Consider the following 24,013-nt stretch of genomic DNA (forward strand, 5'->3'; position numbering starts at 1 on the left):
GGAGTGTCATCGTTTTTCCGGGCCCTGAGAGACTCTTGCGATCACGTGGCGCAGTCCGCGGCACTTCGGTGCTGCGCGCATCGTTACCATGCGTGGACGCAGCAACCGGGCAACCATCAACGGCAGCCAACGACAAGGGACGGGCGAGCGCGTGGCCGAGGCGGCAGACATTCAGGGGATGAATCCTTCTCCTGCCCGCCGATGGGCCCTGCGCGCGGCATCACTGCTGCTCGGCGTACCTCTGCTGGCGGGGATGACACAACTGCCGCCCGCTCCGGCCGCGTACGCCGCCGAGGACGCCTCAGGGCCACGCACGGTGGATGTGGCCCTGAACTCGTTGACGCCCGGAGCCCCGGCGAAGGGCGACACCCTCACGCTCTCCGGCACCGTCACCAACAAGGGCCGGACCCCCGTCACCGAGGCCCGCGTCGGCCTGCGTGTCGGCGCCAGGCTCACCGGCCGCACGCAGCTCGACACCGCGGCGGAACGCACCGGGTACTTCGAGGGCACCGAGCTGGAGCAGCTGAAGACGTACGTCGTCAAGATCCCCCAGCTGCTCCCCGGGATCAGTACGGACTTCAGCCTGGCCGTCCCCGTCGACAAGCTGGACCTCGACGACCCCGGCGTGTACCAGCTCGGGGTGACGCTCTCCGGGAAGACCAAGGCGAGCGGCATCGAGCAGGTACTGGGCGTCGAGCGCACCTTCCTCCCCTGGCAGAGCAGCCCGGTGAAGAAGAAGACGCAGCTCACCTACCTGTGGCCGCTGATCTCCACGACCCGGCTGTCCGCCGAGACAGGCTCCGACGAACAGCAGACACCGGTCTTCGAGAACGACGACCTCGCCAAGGAGCTCGCCCCGGGCGGGCGGCTGGAGCAGCTCGTCTCGCTCGGCGACGAACTGCCCGTGACGTGGGTGGTCGACCCCGACCTGCTCGCCACCGTGGAAGCGATGGTGAAGGGCTACACGGTCAAGGACAGGGCGACCGGCACCAAGGTCCCCGGCAAGAACCAGGCCGTCGCCAAGAACTGGCTGAACTCGGTGGAGAAGGCGGTGAAGGACCAGAAGGTCGTCTCGCTGCCCTTCGCCGACCCCGATCTGGCTTCCCTCGCCCACCGCGGCAAGAAGGTCCCCGGCTCCCTCAACCAGCTCCAGCGGGCCACGGAGGCCGCTCCGGGCACCGTGGAGTCGATTCTCCACGTGAAGCCCTCCACCGACTTCGCCTGGCCGGTGAACGGTGCCATCGACCCGGCGATCGTGAACGCCGCCACCTCCGCGGGCGCCCACAACGTGATCGCCCGCAGCGACAGCCTCGCCGAGATCGGCGGCCTTCCCTACACACCGACCGCCGCCCGGCCGATCGGCGCGGGTCGCACCGCCGTGGTCGCCGACGCCCGGCTCTCCACCGCCTTCCAGGGCGACATGTCCAAGGCGGAGAACTCGACGCTCGCCGTCCAGCAGTTCCTCGCCCACACGCTGGCGCTCACGCTCCAGGACGAGGACAAGCAACGCAGCATCGTCGTCGCTCCCCAGCGGATGCCCAGCGTCACCCAGGTCCAGTCGATGGCCACTGCCCTGCGCGCCCTGGCAGCGGGACGCTGGACCCAGCCCATCGACCTGGAGGCCGCGGCCAAGGCCAAGCCGGACCCCAGGGCCACGACGCAGGTGCCCGGCGGGTCGGCCTACCCGGACAAGCTCCGCGACCAGGAACTCCCCACCTCCGCCTTCGAGACCATCAAGGCGACCCAGCACACACTGGACCAGTTCAAGGTCGTCCTCACGCGCCCGGAGCGGGTCGTCGCTCCCTTCGGTAACGCCATAAACCGCGAGATGTCGACCTCCTGGCGCGGCAAGGAAACCGCGGCAGGCACCTACCGGGAAGAAGTCCAGGGCTATCTGGTCAACCTCACCGACGAGGTCAACCTGATCGAAAAGTCCACGGCGACCCTTTCGGGGCGCAGCGCGACGATCCCGGTGACGGTGCAGAACAAGCTCGTGCAGGACGTCCACCACCTGGTGCTGCGCCTCCACTCGACCATGCCGACCCGCCTCAAGCTCGGCGAGGGCGAAGGCGCGGCGGACACCAACGTGCCGATCAAGATCCGGGGCGGGCACAGCCAGTCCGTGAAGATCCCCACGACCGCCAACGCCAACGGCAAGGTCCTGGTGACCGCTCAGCTCTTCACCGAGGACAACACCCCGTACGGGCCCCCGATGCACTTCACGGTGAGGATCAACGAGGTCACCCCGACGATCATGCTGGTGATCGCCGGCGGCGTGCTGCTGCTGGTGCTCGCCGGAATCAAGATGTACTCGCAGCGCAAGCGCGCGGCCGCCCGCGGCGAGGACCCGGACGACGGGACACCCGATGGCGGCACACCGGACGACGAGGACTCCGAGCAGCCGAGTGACCCGACCCCGGACACCGGTCCGGAAAGCGGGGAGCCATCGGGCCCGGGTGAGAAAGTGGACCGTTGAGCGATGTCGTGATGTCGTGGCCGTCGGCCGGGGACGATGAGGTGGGGTTGCAATGAACGCGCCGTACGACGGTGACCGCGGCCAGCGCGCGGGCGGCGATGCGGCGGGCCACGCCCCGCCGCAGCACCCCGCGCCGCCCGCCCAGGACGACCCGTACCTCCGCTCCGCATACGACCACGACCCGTACCGGTCGCAGGACGTCTCCGCGCAGGACCCGGTGACCGAGGCGCTCTACGACCGCGCCTCGCACCCCCCTCCGCCGCCCGGCACCTACCCGGACACTCCACCGCTCTACCAGCAGCCCGCGGCGCCCCCGTACGCCCCGGATCCCCGGGTGTGGGCGCAGACCCCGGCACCCGAGCCGGACGGACCGTCCCGCCACCTGCCGTACGGGGACGACGCCCGCACCGTGCAGTTCACCGGCGTCGACGACCTGGTGACCCGGGCCAGCCAGGAGGAGCAGCCGGAGAAGGACGCCTTCGCGCACCTCTACCGCGACCAGCGGACCCCTGGAATCCCCGCTCCCACGGCCCCGGAACCGCAGGCGGCCCCCGCAGCCGCCCCGAAGAAGCCGGCGGGCCGCGCGGCGAGCCTCATGAAGTCCAGCGCCGTCATGGCCATGGGCACCATGGTCTCCCGCCTCACCGGTTTCATCCGCTCCGCACTGATCATCGCCGCGCTCGGTGCGGGCCTGCTCGGCGACACCTTCCAGGTCGCGTACCAGCTGCCGACGATGATCTACATCCTGACCGTCGGCGGCGGCCTCAACTCCGTCTTCGTACCGCAGCTCGTCCGCGCCATGAAGGACGATCCCGACGGCGGCGAGTCCTACGCCAACCGCCTGCTGACCCTCGTCACCGTCGCGCTCGGCGCGCTCACCGCCCTGGCGATGGTCTTCGCACCGCTGCTGGTGCGCTTCCTGTCGGTGAAGATCTCCCAGGACCCGGCGGCCAACGACGTCGCGGTGACCCTGCTGCGCTACTTCCTGCCCACGATCTTCTTCATGGGCGTCCACGTGGTGATGGGCCAGATCCTCAACACGCGCGGGAAGTTCGGCGCGATGATGTGGACCCCGGTCCTCAACAACATCGTCATCATCGCCACCCTCGGCATGTTCATCTGGGTGTACGGCACCTCGGCGAACTCGCACATGACCGTCTCGACGATCCCGCCGGAGGGCGAACGGCTCCTGGGCATCGGCGTCCTGCTGGGCCTCGTCGTCCAGGCGCTGGCGATGATCCCCTACCTGCGGGAGACCGGCTTCCGGCTCCGGCCGCGCTTCGACTGGAAGGGCCAGGGTCTCGGCAAGGCGGCCAAGCTCGCCAAGTGGACGATCCTGTTCGTCCTCGCCAACCAGGCCGGCGCCATCGTCGTCATCCAGCTCGCCACCGCCGCCGTCGGCAAGGAGGGCAAGGGCATCGGCTTCGCGGCCTACGCCAACGCCCAGCTGATCTGGGGCCTCCCGCAGGCCATCATCACCGTCTCCCTGATGGCCGCGCTGCTGCCGAGGCTGTCCCGCTCGGCCAACGAGAACGACGCGGGGGCCGTCCGCGACGACATCTCGCAGGGCCTGCGCACCACCGCCGTCGCCATCGTCCCGATCGCCTTCGCCTTCCTCTCCCTCGGCGTGCCGATCTGCACCCTGATCTTCGGCTCATCGGGCATCACCGCAGCGACGAACATGGGCTACATGCTGATGGCCTTCGGTCTCGGCCTGATCCCCTACTCCGTGCAGTACGTCGTGCTGCGCGCGTTCTACGCGTACGAGGACACCCGGACGCCCTTCTACAACACGGTCATCGTCGCCCTCGTCAACGCCGGGGCGTCAGCACTGTGCTACGTCGTCCTACCCGACCGCTGGGCCGTGACCGGCATGGCCGCCTCGTACGGACTCGCGTACGCCATCGGTGTCGGCATCGCCTGGCAGCGGCTGCGCAAGCGGCTGGGCGGCGACCTGGACGGCGCGAACGTCCTCCGTACGTACGCACGTCTGGCCATCGCTTCCCTTCCCGCAGCCATGCTTGCCGGTCTCGTGGGGTACGCGCTCTCCCAGGCCCTCGGCCAGGGGGTCCTCGGTTCGATCGCGGCGCTGGTCGTCGGCGGTGCGGTCCTCCTCGGGGTCTTCTTCGTCGCGGCGAAGAAGATGCGCATCGCGGAACTGAACGCCCTGGTCGCCATGGTCCGCGGGCGCCTCGGCCGCTGATCGTCGGACGCACTCGTACAACCGTCGTCCGCCGCCGCATGTCGTGCGCAGCGGCGGACTGTGGGCACAATTGGCAGAGCTGCACAGCAGCGCGCAACGAATGGGGAGGCAGGAACGACGGTGGCGGAACGTAGCACGGCTGCCGTCGACGTGGCCGACAACAACGGTGACGGTCCCTCTCCCGGCGGAGAAGGACCGACGGCTGTTGGTGCGGACGGGGCCACGGCCGACGGGGTGGCGGAAGGCCAGGACACACCGGAGATGAGCACGCAGGACGAGCCCGGCGCGAAGAAGGGCACCGAGTCCGCGATCGTCGCGCCCGAACTGCACAGCGGCCACAAGCTGGCCAGACGCTACCGCCTGGAGGAGTGCCTCACCCGCCTCGACGGCTTCAGCAGCTGGCGTGCCGTCGACGAGAAGCTGCGGCGCGCCGTCGGCGTGCACCTCCTGCCCGCCGACCACGCGCGAGCCCGGTCCGTGCTCGCCGCGGCCCGCTCCTCCGCACTGCTCGGCGACCCCCGCTTCGTCCAGGTCCTGGACGCCGTCGAGGAGAACGACCTCGTCTACGTCGTGCACGAATGGCTGCCCGACGCCACCGAGCTGACCGCCGTCCTCGCCTCCGGCCCGCTGGAGCCGCACGACGCGTACCAGCTCGTCAGCCAGGTCTCCCAGGCCATGGCAGCCGCCCACCGCGAGGGCCTGGCCCACCTCCAGCTCACCCCGAGCGCCGTCCTGCGCACGTCCACCGGCCAGTACCGCATCCGCGGACTCGCGGTGAACGCCGCCCTGCGCGGCATCACCTCCGAGCGCCCGCAGCTCACCGACACCGAGGCGATCGGCGCCCTGCTGTACGCGTCGCTGACGCAGCGCTGGCCGTACGAGAGCGACGCCTACGGCCTCACCGGGCTGCCCAAGGGCATCGGGCTGATCGCCCCCGACCAGGTACGCGCCGGAGTCCACCGGGGGCTGTCGGAGCTCGCCATGCGGGCCCTGGCCAACGACGGAGCGACCGCTTCGCGGCAGGAGCCGCCCTGCACGACCCCCGACGAGCTGGCCAAGGCCGTCGCGGCGATGCCCCGGGTCCGCCCGCCGGAGCCCACCTTCACGGCTCGGCCCGAGTACCAGCGCACTGCGTACCCGCAGGGCTCCTACGGTCGCCAGCAGGCGCCGCCCTCCGCTGCCACTCAGCAGGTGCCGGTCCTGCCGCGCCCGCTCCAGAGCCGCACCGGACGCGTTCTGAAGTGGGGGGTGGCCTCGCTCCTCATCGCCGCTCTCGGACTCGGCAGCTGGCAGCTCGCCGACACGCTCCTCGACCGCAACAATCCGGGCGACCCGGGCACGTCGGAGCCCCAGACGAACAACGGCGGCAACGAGAAGCCCAAGCCCGCCGGACCGCTCGCGGTCAAGGGAGCGCAGGAGTACTACCCGGACGGCAAGGCGCAGCACCCCGAGGACGTCGGCAACACGTACGACGGCGACAGCTCCACGTACTGGCGTTCGTACTCCTTCAAGGGCGGACCGGTGCTCGCACCGTTCAAGCAGGGCGTCGGCATCGTCTACGACCTCGGCGAGGCCAAGGACGTGTCCACCGCGTCGATACAGCTCAACTACAGCGGCAGCAAGACCGCGATCTCTCTGTACGCCACGGACTCCCTGTCCTCGTCGACGCCTCTCGGCTCGATGAAGAAGTTCGCTTCCACCGAAACCGAGGGCACCACGGCCGCTCTGCGGGCAAAGTCTCCCGTGAAGACCCGGTACGTGCTTGTGTGGATCACGGCGATGCCGCAGGCTCCCCACGATCAGTACAGCGACGCGGGGTACAAGCAGGCCATAACCGATGTGAAGTTCACAGGCTGACTCAGCCGCCAGGGGAGAGGGGGCTCACCGTTGGACGACGTCACGCTGCGCGATACCGACGACCAGGAACTCCTGGCCCAGCACGTCGGAGGTGACCCCGACGCCTTCGGTGAGCTCGTACGGCGTCACCGCGACCGGCTCTGGGCTGTGGCCCTGCGCACGCTGGGCGACCGGGAGGAAGCGGCCGACGCGGTACAGGACGCCCTGGTCTCCGCCTACCGGGCCGCCCACACCTTCCGGGGCCAGTCCGCCGTCACCACCTGGCTGCACCGAATAACGGTGAACGCCTGTCTGGACCGGGCCCGCAAGGCCGCGTCCCGCAAGACCTCGCCCGTGGACGACGCCGACCGGCTCGACCAGCTCCTGGAGCCGCACGAGTCCGCCGAGGCCCCCGCCGAACGTCAGGATCTGCACCGCGAGCTCCTGGCCGCACTGCGCACCCTCCCCGCCGAGCAGAGGGCCGCGCTCGTTCTCGTCGACATGCAGGGATACCCGGTGGCAGAGGCTGCACGTGTTCTCGACGTACCCACGGGAACGGTGAAGAGCCGCTGTGCGCGTGGCCGCGCCAGACTGCTTCCCCTCCTCACTCATCTGCGCACCGGTACCAGGGGTAGCGAAGACCCCGGAGGGGGAAGGAACCGGAGGCCGGGGACATCCGTCCCACCGGCAACGGAACCGAAGGACACAGGACCGAGCGGTCCTGCTGCTGTGAAGGGCGGAGGTGGGCGCGCGTGACATCCACGACCGGAACGGCTCAGCACCCGGATGTCGCGGAGATCTCCGACCTCACGGAGGGGTTGCTGTCGCCGTCCCGTACACAGGACGTACGGCGTCACGTCGGCGGCTGCGACGTATGCGCCGACGTCCAGCTGTCGCTGGAGGAGATTCGCGGGCTGCTCGGAACCCTTCCGGGGCCGCAGCGGATGCCCGCCGACATCGCCGGGCGGATCGACGCCGCTCTCGCCGCCGAGGCCCTGCTGAACTCCACGGAACCGGAGACGGCATCCGCGACCGATTTCCCGACGGCACTCGACGCGGTACCCGATGTTTCACGTGAAACATCGCAGCCACTCGTTCGACCGTCCTCCGACCGTCCTGCCGGACATGCCCGTGGGTCTTCCGGACCCGGACGTCCCGCCGCCGCACGCCGTCCGCGCCGCCGTGCGGTGTGGAGTGCCGTCCTGGGAGCTGCGGCACTGGGCCTCGGCGCGCTGCTCGTGCAGTCCTTCCAGTCCGGCACCGTCGGAACCACGAGCAAGGACAGCGCTGCCAAGGCGCAGACTCCACAGTTCGCCGGAGCACCGCTCCAGGGGCAGGTGGAAAGCCTGCTGGACACTCCGAGGCACCTGCGCGGCGACAAGAACGCGCCCTCGCTCGACGTCCAGGAGACCGCTCCTTTCCAGGAGCAGTCCGTGTCCGCCCCGGCCTGCGTCCAGCAGGGCACCGGCCGGACCGACAGTCCCCTTGCCAGCAAGCGGGGTTCCTACGACGGGAAGCAAGCCTTCCTCCTCCTGCTCCCGCACACCTCCGACCCCGCCCAGGTCCAGGCGTACATCGTGGACGCGACCTGTGTGGAGACGGCGCCCACCGGCAAGGGCGAACTGCTACTGACGCATGCCTACCCCCGGTAGCAGACCCGTTCCCGCCTCCTCATCGGTCAGCGACCGGCCCTGCCACTGACACACGCCCGAAAGCACTCGGCAGTCCTGGGAATGCCAGCCCCGTAGTATCCGTTAGGTGGGGTGAAAGGTTCAGACCGGGCCCCAGTTGGCAGTAGGCAGTCTGCAGAGACGAGGAAGAAACCCGTGAGCGACGTCCGTAATGTGATCATCATTGGCTCCGGGCCGGCCGGCTACACCGCCGCGCTGTACACCGCGCGCGCGTCGCTGAAGCCGCTGGTGTTCGAAGGTGCCGTCACCGCAGGCGGTGCGCTGATGAACACCACCGAGGTCGAGAACTTCCCCGGCTTCCGTGACGGCATCATGGGCCCGGACCTGATGGACAACATGCGTGCCCAGGCCGAGCGCTTCGGTGCCGAGCTGATCCCCGACGACATCGTCTCGGTCGACCTCACCGGCGACATCAAGACCGTCACCGACACTGCCGGCACGGTGCACCGCGCCAAGGCCGTGATCATCTCCACCGGCTCGCAGCACCGCAAGCTCGGACTGCCCCAGGAGGACGCCCTCTCCGGACGCGGTGTCTCCTGGTGCGCCACCTGCGACGGCTTCTTCTTCAAGGACCACGACATCGCCGTGGTCGGCGGCGGCGACACCGCGATGGAGGAGGCCACCTTCCTCTCCCGCTTCGCCAAGTCCGTCACCATCGTCCACCGCCGGGACACCCTGCGCGCCTCCAAGGCGATGCAGGAGCGTGCCTTCGCCGACCCGAAGATCAAGTTCGCCTGGGACAGCGAGACCGCGTCCCTCGAAGGTGACCAGAAGCTCTCCGGGATCACGCTGCGCAGCACCAAGACCGGCGAGACCGCCCCGCTCGACGTGACCGGCCTGTTCATCGCCGTCGGCCACGACCCGCGCAGCGAGCTCTTCAAGGGCCAGGTCGAGCTGGACGACGAGGGCTATGTGAAGGTCGAAGCCCCCTCGACCCGCACCAACCTCGCCGGTGTCTTCGCTGCCGGTGACGTGGTCGACCACACCTACCGGCAGGCCATCACCGCTGCGGGTACGGGCTGCTCCGCGGCGCTCGACGCAGAGCGCTACCTTGCTGCTCTCGCCGACAGCGAGAAGGTGGCAGAGCCCGAGAAGACCGTCTCCGCCTGACCCTCATCCCCACCCCACACCCCTGAGAAGTGAAGGAGGCCGCCGTGGCCGGCGACCTGAAGAACGTGACCGACGACTCCTTCGACGAGATCGTCCTCAAGAGCGACAAGCCCGTCCTCGTCGACTTCTGGGCCGACTGGTGCGGTCCGTGCCGCCAGATCGCCCCGTCCCTGGTGGCCATCGCTGCCGAGCACGGCGACAAGATCGAGGTCGTCAAGCTCAACATTGACGAGAACCCGGCCACCGCCGCCAAGTACGGCGTCATGTCCATCCCGACGCTGAACGTCTACCAGAACGGCGAGGTCGCCAAGACCATCGTCGGCGCCAAGCCGAAGGCCGCGATCATCCGCGACTTGGACGCGTTCATCGGCGAGTAATCATCCGCCGATGTTTCACGTGAAACATTGAGGCCCACCCCGTCGGGGTGGGCCTCAATGTTTTCCCCCTACAGAGGTCTCAGCACAGGATCCTTCTGCACGACGCCCAGCAGCTTGTCCAGGGCCAACTCCACGTCTTCCTTCCAGGAGAGCGCCGTACGCAGCTCCAGCCTGAGCCGAGGATGTGTGGGGTGCGGGCGCACCGTCTTGAAACCGACTGCCAGCAGATGATCTGCGGGAAGCAGACACCCGGGCTCCTTCCACCGGGCATCACCGAACGCCTCGATCGCCTTGAAGCCGCGCCCCAGCAGATCCTTCGCCACGGTCTGCACCATCACTCTGCCGAGCCCCTGCCCCTGATAGCCGGGCACGATCAGAGAGGTCATCAGCTGTACCGCATCCGGTGACACTGGGCTCGTGGGAAATGCCGTGGCACGGGCGACATAGGCCGGAGGTGCGTACATCACGAAGCCCACCGGGATCTCGTCCACGTAGACCACCCGGCCGCAGGAACCCCACTCCAGGAGGACGGCGGAGATCCAGGACTCCTTCTCCAGTTCTGCCCGGCCCGCCCCTATCGCCGCTTCACCACGGACGGGGTCGAGTTCCCAGAAGACACAGCCGCGACACCGCTGGGGAAGGTCCGCAAGGTTGTCCAGCGTGAGCGGTACGAGCCGACGCCCCAAGGCCATTCCCCACTTTCCTCGCCTGCCGCTCCACGGGCGGCAGTCAGCGCGCCCCGTTCCCGGAGAAAGCTGCCGACGAATCCGCCGACCGCACCGATCCCCAGCCCAGCAGTCACCAGTTGGCCCCGGCTCACCGATCGCATGGCTCCGTTCCCCCTCCGAGGTGGATCACAGTGGATGCGCCGTACCACGAAGCATCGTATCCACCGGGCAATCGGACGGATACCGACGGAGAGCAAAGGGCGGGGGTGTTCCGGCCACTGCCGGAACACCCCCGCCCTTCACAGGAGTGCAGGAGATCAGCTCTCCTCGTCCTGCCCGTCCTGCTCGCTCAGGCTCTTCTCCAGAACCCGCCCCTCGCCCGGGGCGAGCGTGCCGAGGATGCGCTCCAGATCCTCCACCGAGGCGAACTCGACGGTGATCTTGCCCTTCTTCTGCCCCAGGTCGACCTTGACCCGGGTCTCGAAGCGGTCCGAGAGCCGGGAGGCCAGGTCCGACAGGGCGGGAGCCATCCGCGAGCCCGCCCTCGGGCCCTTCGGCTTGGCCGTCTTCTTCGGCTCGGACTCCATCATCTTGACGATCTCTTCGGTCGTACGGACCGAAAGACCTTCCTGGACGATGCGCTTCGCGAGGTGCTCCTGCGCCTCCGAGTCCTCCAGCCCGAGCAGTGCCCGAGCATGACCACCGGACAGCACCCCGGCCGAAACCCTCTTCTGCACCGCCATCGGCAGCTTGAGCAGTCGCAGCGTGTTGGAGACCTGCGGACGCGAACGGCCGATACGGTCCGCCAGCTGGTCGTGCGTGCAGCCGAAGTCCTTGAGCAGCTGGTCGTACGCCAGGGCTTCTTCCACCGGATTCAGCTGGGCCCGGTGCAGGTTCTCCAGAAGTGCGTCGAGGAGAAGCTTGTCGTCCTCCGTCGCCCGGATGATCGCGGGAATGCGATCGAGACCGGCCTCGCGGGTCGCCCGCAGACGGCGCTCACCCATGATGAGCTGGAAGCTCTCCGGGCCCAGCTGCCGTACGACAACCGGCTGGAGAAGGCCCACTTCCTTGATGGACGTGACCAGCTCGGCCAACGCGTCCTCGTCGAAGACCCGACGCGGCTGCTGCGGATTCGGCGTGATGGAGTCCAGCGGAAGTTCGGCGAAGAACGCTCCCACGGGTGTCTGGAGGGCAGCCGCCTCCGGCTCGCTCTTCTGCGCGTCCGCAGTGCGGGACGGGAGCGATGTTTCACGTGAAACATCGCTGTCCCGCAACGCGGTCACCTTCGCTGCGGCCACCCCGCGTTCCGCGGTCGCCGTGCCGACACCGGGCACCTGCGGTTCCCGGGAGGCATTCGGAATCAGTGCCTGGAGCCCGCGCCCCAGTCCCCTACGTCGGTCGCTCATTGGACACCCTCCGCCATGCCGTGCTGATTGTTCTGGTCGACAGCATGGGCATGCTGTGCTTCATAGAAGACACCGGCTCCCCGGAGCGCGATCTCCCGCGCAGCTTCGAGGTACGACAGCGAGCCACTGGAGCTCGGGTCGTAGGTGAGCACGGTCTGCCCATAACTGGGAGCCTCCGAGATCCGGACGGACCTCGGGATGCTGGTCTTGAGGACTTCCTTGGCGAAGTGACTGCGCACTTCTTCCGCCACCTGCGAGGCGAGCCTGGTCCGACCGTCGTACATGGTCAGCAGGATCGTCGAGACGTGGAGCTCGGGATTGAGGTGCCCACGCACCAGTTCCACGTTCCGAAGGAGCTGGCCGAGTCCTTCCAGCGCGTAGTACTCGCACTGAATGGGGATCAGGACTTCCTCACCGGCGACCATCGCGTTGACCGTCAGCAGTCCCAGCGACGGCGGGCAGTCGATGAGGACGTAGTCCAGCGGCTGCTCATACGCCTGAATGGCCCGCTGGAGTCTGCTCTCACGTGCCACCAGAGACACCAGCTCGATCTCCGCACCCGCGAGATCGATGGTGGCCGGGGCGCAGAAGAGCCCTTCGACGTCTCGGACGGGCTGGACCACGTCCGACAGCGGCTTGCTGTCGATCAGCACGTCATAAATGGACGGGACTTCGGAGTGGTGGTCGATTCCCAGCGCCGTGGAGGCGTTGCCCTGCGGGTCGAGGTCGATCACAAGGACCCGCGCACCGTGCAGTGCGAGCGAGGCGGCGAGGTTGACCGTGGACGTGGTCTTCCCCACTCCGCCCTTCTGGTTGGCGACCACCATCACGCGTGTCTGCTCAGGCTTCGGCAGACCCTCGCGGGTACGACCGAGGGCGTCCACCGCCACTTGGGCAGCACGACCGATGGGTGTGTCGTCCGGCAGGGGAGATGTTTCACGTGAAACATCGGCTCCTGCCGCTTCAGTACGGGGGCCGGGGACCGGATCGGTCATCGGTCCCGCGATGTTGGCGTCGGACCGCAAGGATTCACTCTCCTCGACTTCAGGCTCGTAGTGCTCAGAGCCTGTCACGCTTAGGGGGTCATGAACCAGTGAGGCCCGTTCCCCTGTGGAAGAACCCGCCCTTGTGGACAACCCCATGACCCTTTCGGGTCTCGATTCGTGCGGAGCGGCAGCAGCACGGCCCCGGCTGATGATTCCTTGCAGCAACGAGCGACGTTTCACGTGAAACACGATGCATGCGGGGGCTCACCGGAAGCCCCCGACACTCCGCGCCGCCCAGGCGCGGCACCTTGTATGGCGCATCGCGGAGCGGCCCGCCCCGTCAGCGGCCCGCCGTTCAGCGGCGGCGGCGCGTCCTGCTGGTCCTCGCCGCCTTGGCCCGCTTCGCCGCGAAGCGCACGCCACCCGGGCTCTCGCCCACCTCGACGCGTACGACCGTGGACAACGGGTCCACCACCCCCGCGCCGACCTGGAGCACCTCGGTATGCACCACGCCCAGCTTGCTGAGCGCGGCCCGCGCGCCCTTGAGTTCCTCCTCGGCGGTGTCGCCCTTGAGCGCGAGCATCTCGCCGTACGGACGCAGCAGGGGAACGCCCCATCCCGCCAGCCGGTCCAGAGGTGCCACCGCACGAGCGGTCACCACGTGGACGGGCTCCACCTTGCCCATGACCTCTTCGGCTCGGCCCCGTACGACGGTGACGTGGTCCAGTCCCAGCAGCTCGACGACTTCCTGGAGGAAGTTCGTGCGCCGCAGCAGCGGTTCCAGCAGAGTGATCTTCAGGTCCGGGCGGGCCAGGGCAAGCGGGATGCCGGGCAGGCCGGCACCCGAGCCGACGTCGCAGACGGTGATGTTCTGCGGCACGACCTCCGAGAGGACGGCACAGTTCAACAGGTGCCGCTCCCACAGGCGCGGTACTTCGCGCGGGCCGATCAGACCGCGCTCGACCCCCGCGTCCGCGAGGAGCTCGGCGTACCGAACGGCCTGCGGGAAGAACTCACCGAATACCGCCTTGGCCTCGTCGGGCGCCTGGGGAAGCTCCGCTGCTGCCTCCGTCACGGGGACCGTCCTTCCGTACCGCACTGTGGTGGCTGAATATCAGGCTGACAAAGATCGGCCCCGTCTGAGAACAGAACAGACGGGGCCGACAAAGCACGTATCCGGTCAGGCCGGGAGAACGACGACGAAACGCTGGGGCTCCTCGCCCTCGGACTCACTGCGCAGACCCGCCGCGGCGACCGCGTCGTGCACGACCTTGCGCTCGAACGGCGTCATAGGGTCGAGCTTCACGGGTGCGCCCGAGGTCTTGGCCTCGTCCGCCGCCTTGGCGCCGATCTCCGCGAGTTCCTCGCGCTTCTTGGCGCGGAAGCCCGCGATGTCCAGCATCAACCGGCTGCGGTCACCGGTCTCGCGGTGCACGGCCAGCCGAGTCAGCTCCTGAAGTGCTTCGAGCACCTCGCCGTCACGGCCCACGAGCTTCTGGAGGTCGCGGCCGTTGGAGTCGCTGATGATCGAGACAGCGGCCCGGTCGGCCTCGACGTCCATGTCGATGTCGCCGTCCAGGTCGGCGATGTCGAGCAGACCCTCAAGGTAGTCGGCCGCGATCTCGCCCTCCTGCTCCAGGCGCGACAGGGTGTCGGTGGCCTCGGCGGGCGCGGAGGAAGTGGTGGTGCCGTCCGTCACTGGAGGACTCCTTCTTACTTCTTGGACGGGTGCTTGGGCCGCTGCGGACCCTTGCGCTGCCCGGACTTGGCTTGGGATCGGGCGGGCTTGCCCGCCGCCGTGGACGTGGCGTCCTGCGGTGCGTCCTGCTTCTCCAGGGAGGTCTTGGAGACGGAGTCCTCGGGTGCCCTGGCCGTCGTGCCCTGCTGGGCGGTGGCGGTCTGACGCTTCGCCTTGGTCTGACGCTTGGGCTGCTGCCGCTTGGCGACCGACGCGCCGCCCTCGGCCTCGGCGAGCGCGGTCGTGCTCTTGGAGACCGTGCCGTCCGCCTCGGCGACGAAACCGGCCTTGGCCAGACCGGTGATGAACTTGCGCTCGACGTCGTTGCGGTCGGTGCCCTTGGCCACGATCACCTTGATGACGTTGCGCTTGCGCTTCGCCTTCACCACACCGCCCGCGTCCACCGTGGACTTCAGCAGACGCTGGAGGTAGGAGTCCTGGGCCTTGCTGCCCGGCGTGGGGTTCTGGTTGATGACGTACATCTGCTGGCCCATGGTCCACACGTTGGTGGTCAGCCAGTAGACGAGAACACCGACGGGGAAGTTGATGCCCATCACCATGAACATCACCGGGAAGATGTACATCATCATCTTCTGCTGCTGCATGAACGGCGTCTTGACCGTGAGGTCGACGTTCTTCGTCATGAGCTGGCGCTGCGTGAAGAACTGCGAGGCCGACATCATCACGATCATGACCGCGGTGACGATCTTGACCGAGGTCGCCGACGCGTCCAGGCTGGCGATCTTGTCGGCGCTGTCCATGAACTTCGCCGCCAGCGGAGCACCGAAGATGTGCGCCTGACGGGCGCTCTCCAGCAGCTGGTCGTTGATGACGCCGATCTTCTTGCCGTCGGCGATGCTGGAGAGCACGTGGTACAGAGCGAAGAAGAACGGCGACTGCGCCAGGATGGGAAGGCACGAGGAGAGCGGGTTGGTGCCCGTCTCCTTGTACAGCTTCATCATCTCTTCGGACTGACGCTGCTTGTCGCTCTTGTAGCGCTCCTGGATCGCCTTCATCTTCGGCTGGAGCACCTGCATGTTCCGCGTCGACTTGATCTGCTTCACGAAGAGCGGGATCAGGCAGATGCGGATCAGCACCACGAGGGACACGATGGACAGGCCCCAGGCCCACCCCGTGTCAGGTCCGAAGATGAACCCGTACACCTTGTGGAACTGGACGATGACCCAGGAAACGGGCCAGGTGATGAAGCTGAACAGACTGGCAATCGTGTCCACTAATCAAGCTCCTTGAGCATTGGGCGAGGTCTCTGCGGCCGGGCTCGGGTTCTGGTCGGATCCCGGAGAAGACACGCCGACGGCGGACTTCTCGCCCTTGCTTCCGCGCCACGCGTCGCGCAGCGCTTCGTGCCAACGACGGCGGGTGCGTGGTGGCACGTGGTCCACACCGCCGGGCGACCACGGGTTGCACCGCAGGATGCGCCAGGCCGTGAGGGCTGTGCCCTTCACCGCGCCGTGCCGGTCGATGGCCGTGAATCCGTAGTGGGAACACGACGGGTAGTACCTGCAGACCGGCCCGAGCAGCGGGCTGATGGTCCACTGGTACAGCTTGATAAGGGCCAGTAGCGGGTACTTCATCGCGTGCCTCTCCCCCGACCTTCGGTATGGGGAGCCCCGCCCAGCAACCGCTGAAGTGCGGCGTCCAGGTCTCGGGCCAGCTGTGCGTGGTCGGCGTCACCCGCTCCGGGCAGCGCCCGTACGACCACCAGGCTACCGGGGGGCAGCTCGGCGATCCGTTCGCGCATGAGATGGCGGAGTCTGCGCTTCACCGCATTGCGTACGACAGCGACCCCGACGGCCTTGCTCACGACGAAACCCGCACGCGTCGGGGGAGTGCTCTCCCCTGCCGCGTGCGGGTCCGTTGCACCGCTACTGCGTAGATGGACGACGAGAAGCGGGCGGCCTGCGCGTCGCCCTCGTCGTACCGCGGTTGCGAAGTCCTCGCGCCGCCTCAGCCGATTCTCGGTAGGCAGCACGTCATGACCCGTACGGGATCAGGCGGACAGCTCAGTGCGGCCCTTGGCACGGCGGTTCGCCAGGATGGCGCGGCCGGCGCGGGTACGCATGCGCAGACGGAAGCCGTGGGTCTTGGCACGACGGCGGTTGTTCGGCTGGAAGGTGCGCTTGCTCACTCGGGGGCTCCAGAAATGAATCGGGGGTGGCGAACACATCGCCTGGCTGTCACCGTGCGCCCACGAGGAAGCTCGCAACGCTCTCAGTGCACCGCTTCACGATCATTGACCATGATCTTTGCCCATCGGAGGCAGGCGGCAGCAGCCATCGACAACTCGACCTGGTTACGGTACGCGCGGCTACGCCATCCGGTCAAACCGGGGCTTGTCGGGGGCCCTCTGTGCACAGCCTGTGGACAACAACTTGAACCGTGTGAGCTGCCACGACTACCGTGGCACAACCAGGATTCAGGCATTCGTCGACATGCGGCCCTTGTGTCCCTGCCCGTCCAGCCTGTCCTTCCCGTCCCGTCCCTTAAGAACCACACCTTCGTGGGACCTGTGAGAGAGCGTGCCCTGTGGCTGACGTACCTGCCGATCTTGCCGCAGTGTGGCCGCGCGTGCTGGAGCACCTGCTCGGGGAGGGACAGCAGGGTGTCGAGGCCAAGGACAAGCAGTGGATCGAGCGCTGCCAGCCCCTCGCGCTGGTCGCCGACACCGCCCTGCTGGCCGTGCCCAACGAGTACAGCAAGCAGGTCCTGGAGGGGCGTCTCGCGCCGCTCATCAGTGAGGCGCTGAGCCGCGAGTGCGGCCGCCCGATCCGGATCGCCATCACCGTCGACGACTCCGTCGGCGAGTCCCCGGCGCCCGTACGGCAGCAGTCCCACCAGCCCACCTCGTACCCGGTGCAGCGCCAGCAGCAGGGGCAGCCCGGGCAGCAGCGCGACGAGCCGCAGCAGCGTGACGTCCGCGACGACCGTGACGCGTACGACGCCTACGGTCACCGCCCGTCCGACGACGGCCTGCCCACCGCCCGCCCCGCCTATCCCGAGTACCGCCAGCAGTCGCGCCCCGCGCCCGGCACCTGGCCCGGCTCTCAGGAGGACCACGGCGGCTGGCAGCAGCCCCGGCTCGGCGGCTTCCAGGAGCGCGACCCCTACTCCCGGCCGCCGCAGCACGACTACCGCTCGCAGCTCCCGGACCGGCAGTCCTACGACCAGCAGCCGTCGTACGAGCAGCAGCGGCAGGAGCGGGCGGAGCGCCAGGACCGCCAAGACCGGCAGGAGCAGGGCCCCCGGCACGGCGGCGGGCCCGGCCTGCCCGGCGGAAGCGGCGCCCCCGGCCCGCTCGCCGCGCAGCCCGCACCGGCTCCGGGCCCCGGCGAGCCGCACGCGCGGCTGAACCCGAAGTACCTCTTCGACACCTTCGTCATCGGCTCGTCGAACCGTTTCGCGCACGCGGCCGCGGTCGCCGTCGCCGAAGCGCCCGCGAAGGCGTACAACCCGCTCTTCATCTACGGGGAGTCCGGGCTCGGCAAGACGCACCTGCTGCACGCGATCGGCCACTACGCGCGCAGCCTCTATCCGGGCACGCGGGTGCGGTACGTGAGCTCGGAGGAGTTCACGAACGAGTTCATCAACTCCATCCGCGACGGCAAGGGCGACGCGTTCCGCAAGCGCTACCGCGACGTGGACATCCTGCTCGTCGACGACATCCAGTTCCTCGCGAGCAAGGAGTCGACGCAGGAGGAGTTCTTCCACACCTTCAACACCCTGCACAACGCGAACAAGCAGATCGTGCTGTCCTCCGACCGGCCGCCCAAGCAGCTGGTGACGCTGGAGGACCGGCTGCGCAACCGCTTCGAGTGGGGTCTGACGACCGACGTGCAGCCGCCGGAGCTGGAGACGCGGATCGCGATCCTCCGCAAGAAGGCGGTGCAGGAGCAGCTCAACGCCCCGCCGGAGGTGCTGGAGTTCATCGCCTCCCGCATCTCGCGCAACATCCGCGAGCTGGAGGGGGCGCTGATCCGGGTCACGGCCTTCGCGAGCCTGAACCGGCAGCCGGTGGACCTCGGTCTCACCGAGCAGGTGCTCAAGGACCTGATTCCCGGCGGCGAGGACGCGTCGCCGGAGATCACCGCACCGGCCATCATGTCGGCGACCGCGGACTACTTCGGTCTGACGGTGGACGACCTGTGCGGATCGTCGCGCAGCCGTGTGCTGGTGACGGCCCGGCAGATCGCGATGTACCTGTGCCGCGAGCTGACCGACCTGTCACTGCCGAAGATCGGCGCGCAGTTCGGCGGCCGCGACCATACGACCGTGATGCACGCGGACCGGAAGATCCGCGCCCTGATGGCGGAGCGGCGCTCGATCTACAACCAGGTCACGGAGCTCACCAACCGCATCAAGAACGGCTGACAGAGACGCTGTCGCAACGCTGAGGGCGCCCGGAGAAGCAGTCTCCGGGCGCCCTTCCGTCTGCCCACAGGCTGTGGGAGGCCGGGCCCGTACGTTGCCCCAGAAGCCTTCTCCCGGTGAGTGGTCCGCGCCCCGATCGGCCCGCGGCGGGTCCCTCCGGGGCCCCTTTCGACGTCGTTGCGGCGCTGTCCCAAGGCTGTTGACGGGTGGTCGGAGGCCGTCGTTGTTCGAATTCGGGTCCTCGGGGTGGAGTTCTCCACAGATCCTGGGACGATGTTCCGTCCACACCCTGGGGACTGCGAAGTTGTCCAGATTGTGTCCACAGGGGCGGTTGCTGAGACTTCATCAGCCCAGGTCAGGTGCTTGTGGAATTGTGGCAAACAATAATCCACAGCCTGTGGACAAGTTTTTCGTCCACAGGGGGCCGATCGAGTTGTCCACGGGCGGCCCACAGGCTGAGGTGCCTTGTCCCCAGCTTCTCCACACGGCTGTCCACTGTTCGGCAACACGACACCCCCTCTCACCGGGTCGAGTGAAAGGCGTCACACCAAGGAGGTCGGTTGGGCTGTGGGGAAGGTGGGTAAAGCTGGGGACACAGCTGTGGGGAAGTGACCCCTGCCTGTGCATCGGGTGTGCAGAACTCCGCCCCGTCCACAGAACAGGCGAGTTGTCCACCGGCTCCACCCACAGGCACGGTGGACAAAAAAGTGGGTCTGAGCTGCGAAAACGGGGTTATCCACCGTTTCCACAGGCCCTACTACTACTCCCACTAAGAGTTAGCTCGGAATCCGCAAAGAAGAAGGCCCTGTGTACAACTCGGCCCGAAGCCTCCCGGCCGCTCTCGGCCCGACTTGACCGGCAGCAGCAACGAGTGTCGGTGGCGTACGTCAGACTGGTCCCCGGTGAACCTCCCCCGCCGACGGCAGGGGGACACCGATCCAGACGACGAAAGCCAGCAGGGCGAGCCAGCAACAGCAGGAGGCGGTTCCGGTGAAGATCCGGGTGGAGCGCGATGTACTCGCGGAGGCGGTGGCCTGGACGGCCCGCAGCCTCCCGGCCCGTCCGCCGGTGCCCGTCCTCGCGGGCCTTCTGCTGAAGGCCGAGGAGGGCGCACTGAGCCTCTCCGGCTTCGACTACGAGGTCTCGGCCCGTGTGTCGGTCGACGCGGAGATCGAGGAGGACGGCACGGTCCTGGTGTCGGGGCGTCTGCTCGCCGACATCTGCCGCGCCCTCCCCAACCGTCCGGTGGAGATTTCCACAGACGGTGTACGGGCGACCGTGGCCTGCGGCTCCTCGCGATTCACCCTCCACACCCTCCCTGTGGAGGAGTACCCGGCGCTGCCGCAGATGCCGACCGCCACGGGCACCGTTCCCGGCGAGGTCTTCGCGTCCGCCGCCGCCCAGGTGGCCATCGCCGCCGGCCGTGACGACACGCTGCCCGTCCTCACCGGTGTGCGCATCGAGATCGAGGGCGACACGGTCACGCTGGCCTCCACCGACCGCTACCGCTTCGCGGTCCGCGAGTTCCTGTGGAAGCCGGAGGACCCGGAGACCTCCGCGGTCGCCCTGGTGCCCGCCAAGACGCTCCTGGACACCGCCAAGTCCCTGACCAGCGGTGACACGGTCACGATCGCGCTGTCGGGCTCCGGCGCCGGTGAGGGTCTGATCGGCTTCGAGGGCGCGGGTCGCCGTACGACGACCCGTCTGCTCGAAGGCGACCTGCCGAAGTACCGGACGCTGTTCCCGACCGAGTTCAACTCGGTGGCCGTCATCGAGACCGCCCCGTTCGTCGAGGCCGTCAAGCGCGTGGCGCTGGTCGCCGAGCGGAACACTCCGGTCCGGCTGACCTTCGAGCAGGGCGTCCTGATCCTCGAAGCGGGTTCCAGCGACGATGCACAGGCTGTGGAGCGCGTCGACGCCAACCTGGACGGCGACGACATCTCGATCGCCTTCAACCCGACCTTCCTGCTGGACGGCCTGAGCGCGATCGACTCCCCGGTCGCCCAACTCTCGTTCACCACGTCCACCAAGCCGGCGCTGCTCAGCGGCCGTCCTGCGGCGGACGCCGAGGCCGACGACGCGTACAAGTACCTGATCATGCCGGTGCGTCTGTCCGGCTGATCGCCCAGCAGCGCCGTGCAGGCCCGGAGCCCAGGTGGGCCCGGGCCTCACGTGCCCCTCGGGCCGTCCGCACACGCCGGGCGTAGGCTCGGACCTGGGTACGAATCGCCTCGAAGCTAAAGGAATCTTCTGATGGAGCTCGGTCTCGTCGGCCTCGGCAAGATGGGCGGCAACATGCGCGAGCGCATCCGCCGCGCAGGCCACACCGTCATCGGTTACGACCGCAACGCGGACGTCGCGGACGTCCACAGCCTGGAAGAGCTCGTGGGCAAGCTCAAGGGCCCGCGCGTCGTCTGGGTCATGGTCCCCGCGGGTGACGCGACCCAGTCCACGATCGACGCCCTGGGCGAGCTGCTCTCCCCCGGCGACGTGGTCGTCGACGGCGGGAACTCGCGCTGGACGGACGACGAGAAGCACGCGGAGGAGCTGAAGGCCAAGGGCATCGGCTTCGTCGACTGCGGCGTCTCCGGCGGCGTCTGGGGCCTGGAGAACGGCTACGCGCTGATGTACGGCGGCGACGCCGACGACGTCGCGAAGGTCCAGCCGGTCTTCGACGCCCTCAAGCCCGAGGGCGAGTTCGGCTCGGTCCACGCGGGCAAGGTCGGCGCCGGCCACTTCGCGAAGATGGTCCACAACGGCATCGAGTACGCCATGATGCAGGCGTACGCCGAGGGCTGGGAGCTCCTGGAGAAGGTCGACTCCGTCACCGACGTGCGCGAGGTCTTCCGCTCCTGGCAGGAGGGCACGGTCATCCGTTCCTGGCTGCTGGACCTCGCGGTCAACGCGCTCGACGACGACGAGCACCTGGAGGGCCTGCGCGGCTACGCCGCCGACTCCGGCGAGGGCCGCTGGACCGTCGAGGCCGCCATCGACAACGCCGTGCCGCTGCCCGCGATCACGGCCTCCCTGTTCGCCCGCTTCGCGTCGCGTCAGGACGACTCCCCGCAGATGAAGATGATCGCCGCGCTGCGCAACCAGTTCGGCGGCCACGCGGTCGAGTCGAACAAGAAGTAAGCACCGTAGAAGTAAGCGCGGTCGGGGGAAGGTCGGCGCACCACCATGCACGTCACGCATCTGTCGCTGGCCGACTTCCGCTCGTACGCCCGGGTCGAAGTTCCTCTCGACCCGGGCGTCACCGCCTTCGTGGGGGCGAACGGGCAGGGCAAGACCAACCTCGTCGAGGCGATCGGCTACCTCGCCACGCTCGGCAGCCACCGGGTGTCCTCGGACGCCCCTCTCGTACGGATGGGCGCCGAACGGGCGGTCATCCGGGCGGCCGTCACCCAGGGCGAGCGCTCCCAACTGGTGGAGCTGGAGCTCAATCCGGGGCGCGCGAACCGTGCCCGTATCAACAGGTCCTCGCAGGTCAGACCGCGTGACGTGCTCGGCATCGTACGCACCGTGCTGTTCGCACCCGAGGACCTGGCCCTGGTGAAGGGCGACCCGGGCGAGCGCCGGAAGTTCCTGGACGAGCTGGTGACGGCGCGCTCCCCGCGCATGGCCGCGGTGCGGTCCGACTACGAGCGCGTCCTGAAGCAGCGCAACACCCTCCTCAAGTCGGCGGCGATGGCCAGGCGGCACGGCGGCCGGTCCATGGACATGTCCACCATCGACGTGTGGGACCAGCACCTGGCGAAGGCCGGTGCGGAACTGCTCGCACAGCGCCTCGACCTGGTGGCGACGCTCCAGCCGCTGGCGGACAAGGCGTACGAGCAACTCGCGCCCGGCGGAGGCCCGTTGCTCCTGGAGTACCGCGGTTCCGCGCCCGGTGAGGGGCACACCCGCGAGGAGCTGTACGTGCAGTTGCTGGCGGCGCTGGCCGACGCGCGCAAGCAGGAGATCGAGCGGGGCGTGACGCTGGTCGGTCCGCACCGGGACGATCTGCTGCTGAAGCTCGGCCAGTTGCCCGCGAAGGGCTACGCGAGTCACGGGGAGTCCTGGTCGTACGCGCTGGCGCTGCGGCTCGCCTCGTACGACCTGCTGCGTGCCGAGGGCAACGAGCCCGTGCTCGTCCTGGACGACGTCTTCGCCGAGCTGGATGTGCGGCGGCGGGAGCGGCTGGCGGAGCTGGTGGCGCCGGGTGAGCAGGTGCTGGTGACGGCGGCGGTGGACGACGACGTCCCGGGCGTGCTCTCGGGGGTCCGGTACGCGGTGGCCGACGGCGAGGTGACCCGGCTGTGAGTGACGAGAAGAAGGACGCCGCGCCCTCTCCGGCCGCGCCTGCGCAGTCTTCGGGCGTGGACCTCGCCCGGCAGGCCCTCGCCGCGGCGAAGGAGCAGGCTCGGGCGCGGGGAGCCGCGGCCCAGCAGAAGAAGACGGTGCGCCGCGGCGGGAGCATCCGGTCGGGTTCGGGGGCGGACGGCCGGGACCCGTTGAAGCTGGGCGCGGCGCTGGACCGGCTGAAGACGGAGCGCGGCTGGGAGATGCCGATCGCGGTCAGCGGGGTGATGGGGCGCTGGAAGGACATCGTGGGCCCCGACGTCGCGCAGCATACCGAGCCGTTGAAGTACGACGAGGAAGAGCGGATTCTCTGGGTGCGCTGCACCTCCACGGCGTGGGTGACGCAGATGAAGTATTTGCAGCCCACGTTGCTGAAGCGGCTCAACGGGGAGCTCGGCCGGGACACCGTGCGACAGATCAGGCTGGAGGGCCCGAACGCGCCGCAGCGCCGGTACGGGCCGCTTCGGGCGCCGGGCAGCACGGGGCCCGGGGATACGTACGGCTAGAGCGGATGCGTCCATGTTTCACGTGAAACATGACAAGGATGTTTCACGTGAAACCGGGCGACGGCAGTGAGGCGTCCCTCACGGTGATGAGTGCTTGACAGCCCGAAGCGCTGGAAGCCCTCTGGAGCCGCCTGGAGCCCCTCTCCGGATATGGGGAGTCGGGCAGGCCCGGTTCGGGGCGGCACATGTGGACTCAGGTACCGGCAAACCCCCATTCATGTCTGCGCTACCGGTAGACTGATGCATAGTCCTCGCTTGTTTCGCGGGGCACGTCGACTCACACAGA

General features: G+C 68.5%; 21 protein-coding genes. 12 read left to right on the forward strand and 9 right to left on the reverse strand.

Annotation, left to right across the window (positions count from 1 at the left end; genetic code table 11):
- Nucleotides 1–151 precede the first annotated feature (151 nt).
- The 7 genes from OG897_RS01000 to trxA all read left to right on the forward strand — a co-directional run bounded on the left by OG897_RS01000 (nt 152) and on the right by trxA (nt 9,693).
- Nucleotides 152–2,476, forward strand: a complete 2,325-nt coding sequence (locus OG897_RS01000) for a DUF6049 family protein (protein ID WP_266651907.1) — start codon at nt 152–154, stop codon at nt 2,474–2,476.
- A gap of 52 nt (nt 2,477–2,528) precedes the next feature.
- Complete coding sequence (gene murJ, locus OG897_RS01005; RefSeq protein WP_266651909.1) at nt 2,529–4,679, forward strand: murein biosynthesis integral membrane protein MurJ; 2,151 nt, start codon at nt 2,529–2,531, stop codon at nt 4,677–4,679.
- 120 nt (nt 4,680–4,799) lie between these two features.
- Complete coding sequence (locus OG897_RS01010) at nt 4,800–6,536, forward strand: protein kinase family protein (RefSeq protein ID WP_266651911.1); 1,737 nt, start codon at nt 4,800–4,802, stop codon at nt 6,534–6,536.
- A gap of 30 nt (nt 6,537–6,566) precedes the next feature.
- Nucleotides 6,567–7,271 carry an RNA polymerase sigma factor SigM gene (gene sigM / locus OG897_RS01015; protein ID WP_266651913.1) on the forward strand — a complete coding sequence of 235 codons (705 nt, stop codon included), beginning with the start codon at nt 6,567–6,569 and terminating at the stop codon, nt 7,269–7,271.
- Complete coding sequence (locus tag OG897_RS01020; protein WP_266651915.1) at nt 7,268–8,167, forward strand: hypothetical protein; 900 nt, start codon at nt 7,268–7,270, stop codon at nt 8,165–8,167. The genes sigM and OG897_RS01020 overlap by 4 nt, the downstream gene beginning before the upstream one ends.
- Before the next feature lie 174 nt (nt 8,168–8,341).
- Nucleotides 8,342–9,316: a thioredoxin-disulfide reductase gene (gene trxB, locus OG897_RS01025; RefSeq protein WP_266651917.1), complete on the forward strand. Its 975-nt coding sequence runs from the start codon at nt 8,342–8,344 to the stop codon at nt 9,314–9,316.
- Between the two features lie 44 nt (nt 9,317–9,360).
- Nucleotides 9,361–9,693 carry a thioredoxin gene (trxA, locus tag OG897_RS01030; RefSeq protein WP_266651919.1) on the forward strand — a complete coding sequence of 111 codons (333 nt, stop codon included), beginning with the start codon at nt 9,361–9,363 and terminating at the stop codon, nt 9,691–9,693.
- A 68-nt stretch (nt 9,694–9,761) separates the two neighbouring features.
- Here the strand turns inward: trxA and OG897_RS01035 are convergent, their stop codons facing one another.
- The 9 genes from OG897_RS01035 to rpmH form a co-directional block, all read right to left on the reverse strand.
- Entirely contained in the window at nt 9,762–10,379 is a 618-nt protein-coding gene (locus OG897_RS01035) for a GNAT family N-acetyltransferase (RefSeq protein WP_266656468.1), read from the reverse strand.
- Nucleotides 10,380–10,678: 299 nt separating this feature from the next.
- Entirely contained in the window at nt 10,679–11,767 is a 1,089-nt protein-coding gene (locus OG897_RS01040; protein ID WP_266651921.1) for a ParB/RepB/Spo0J family partition protein, read from the reverse strand.
- The gene (locus tag OG897_RS01045; RefSeq protein WP_323187958.1) at nt 11,764–12,840 is read right to left on the reverse strand and encodes a ParA family protein; all 1,077 of its coding nucleotides are present in this window, start codon (nt 12,838–12,840) and stop codon (nt 11,764–11,766) included. The genes OG897_RS01040 and OG897_RS01045 overlap by 4 nt, the downstream gene beginning before the upstream one ends.
- 268 nt (nt 12,841–13,108) lie before the next feature.
- A complete protein-coding gene (rsmG, locus tag OG897_RS01050; RefSeq protein WP_266651923.1) occupies nt 13,109–13,828 on the reverse strand; it encodes a 16S rRNA (guanine(527)-N(7))-methyltransferase RsmG in 720 nt (239 codons plus the stop codon).
- A gap of 105 nt (nt 13,829–13,933) precedes the next feature.
- Nucleotides 13,934–14,452, reverse strand: a complete 519-nt coding sequence (locus tag OG897_RS01055; protein WP_266651925.1) for a R3H domain-containing nucleic acid-binding protein — start codon at nt 14,450–14,452, stop codon at nt 13,934–13,936.
- A 14-nt stretch (nt 14,453–14,466) separates the two neighbouring features.
- Nucleotides 14,467–15,726 carry a membrane protein insertase YidC gene (gene yidC / locus OG897_RS01060; protein WP_266651927.1) on the reverse strand — a complete coding sequence of 420 codons (1,260 nt, stop codon included), beginning with the start codon at nt 15,724–15,726 and terminating at the stop codon, nt 14,467–14,469.
- 3 nt (nt 15,727–15,729) lie between these two features.
- Nucleotides 15,730–16,086: a membrane protein insertion efficiency factor YidD gene (gene yidD / locus OG897_RS01065; protein ID WP_266651929.1), complete on the reverse strand. Its 357-nt coding sequence runs from the start codon at nt 16,084–16,086 to the stop codon at nt 15,730–15,732.
- Nucleotides 16,083–16,484: a ribonuclease P protein component gene (rnpA, locus tag OG897_RS01070; RefSeq protein ID WP_189822527.1), complete on the reverse strand. Its 402-nt coding sequence runs from the start codon at nt 16,482–16,484 to the stop codon at nt 16,083–16,085. The genes yidD and rnpA overlap by 4 nt, the downstream gene beginning before the upstream one ends.
- Before the next feature lie 18 nt (nt 16,485–16,502).
- The gene (gene rpmH / locus OG897_RS01075) at nt 16,503–16,640 is read right to left on the reverse strand and encodes a 50S ribosomal protein L34 (RefSeq protein ID WP_014137019.1); all 138 of its coding nucleotides are present in this window, start codon (nt 16,638–16,640) and stop codon (nt 16,503–16,505) included.
- A gap of 398 nt (nt 16,641–17,038) precedes the next feature.
- On the opposite strand from rpmH, the gene dnaA reads away from it, so the two are divergent.
- From dnaA to OG897_RS01100, 5 genes are all read left to right on the forward strand, one after another.
- On the forward strand, nt 17,039–18,880 hold the full coding sequence (gene dnaA, locus OG897_RS01080; RefSeq protein ID WP_266651934.1) for a chromosomal replication initiator protein DnaA: 1,842 nt from the start codon (nt 17,039–17,041) through the stop codon (nt 18,878–18,880).
- Between the two features lie 990 nt (nt 18,881–19,870).
- Nucleotides 19,871–21,001 carry a DNA polymerase III subunit beta gene (dnaN, locus tag OG897_RS01085; protein WP_266651936.1) on the forward strand — a complete coding sequence of 377 codons (1,131 nt, stop codon included), beginning with the start codon at nt 19,871–19,873 and terminating at the stop codon, nt 20,999–21,001.
- Nucleotides 21,002–21,133: 132 nt separating this feature from the next.
- Entirely contained in the window at nt 21,134–22,015 is an 882-nt protein-coding gene (gnd, locus tag OG897_RS01090; RefSeq protein ID WP_266651938.1) for a phosphogluconate dehydrogenase (NAD(+)-dependent, decarboxylating), read from the forward strand.
- A gap of 45 nt (nt 22,016–22,060) precedes the next feature.
- On the forward strand, nt 22,061–23,182 hold the full coding sequence (gene recF, locus OG897_RS01095) for a DNA replication/repair protein RecF (RefSeq protein WP_266651940.1): 1,122 nt from the start codon (nt 22,061–22,063) through the stop codon (nt 23,180–23,182).
- Complete coding sequence (locus tag OG897_RS01100) at nt 23,179–23,727, forward strand: DUF721 domain-containing protein (protein WP_266651942.1); 549 nt, start codon at nt 23,179–23,181, stop codon at nt 23,725–23,727. Before recF ends, OG897_RS01100 begins: the two co-directional genes overlap by 4 nt.
- Nucleotides 23,728–24,013: the final 286 nt, after the last annotated feature.

Source organism: Streptomyces sp. NBC_00237 (assembly GCF_026342435.1).
Lineage (GTDB): Bacteria > Actinomycetota > Actinomycetes > Streptomycetales > Streptomycetaceae > Streptomyces.

Coding starts and splice junctions, on each gene's coding strand:
- recF (WP_266651940.1), top strand. CDS start 22,061: ATGCACGTCACGCATCTGTCGCTGGCCGACTTCCGCTCGTACGCCCGG.
- gnd (WP_266651938.1), top strand. CDS start 21,134: ATGGAGCTCGGTCTCGTCGGCCTCGGCAAGATGGGCGGCAACATGCGC.
- yidD (WP_266651929.1), bottom strand. CDS start 16,086: ATGAAGTACCCGCTACTGGCCCTTATCAAGCTGTACCAGTGGACCATC.
- OG897_RS01040 (WP_266651921.1), bottom strand. CDS start 11,767: ATGAGCGACCGACGTAGGGGACTGGGGCGCGGGCTCCAGGCACTGATT.
- murJ (WP_266651909.1), top strand. CDS start 2,529: ATGAACGCGCCGTACGACGGTGACCGCGGCCAGCGCGCGGGCGGCGAT.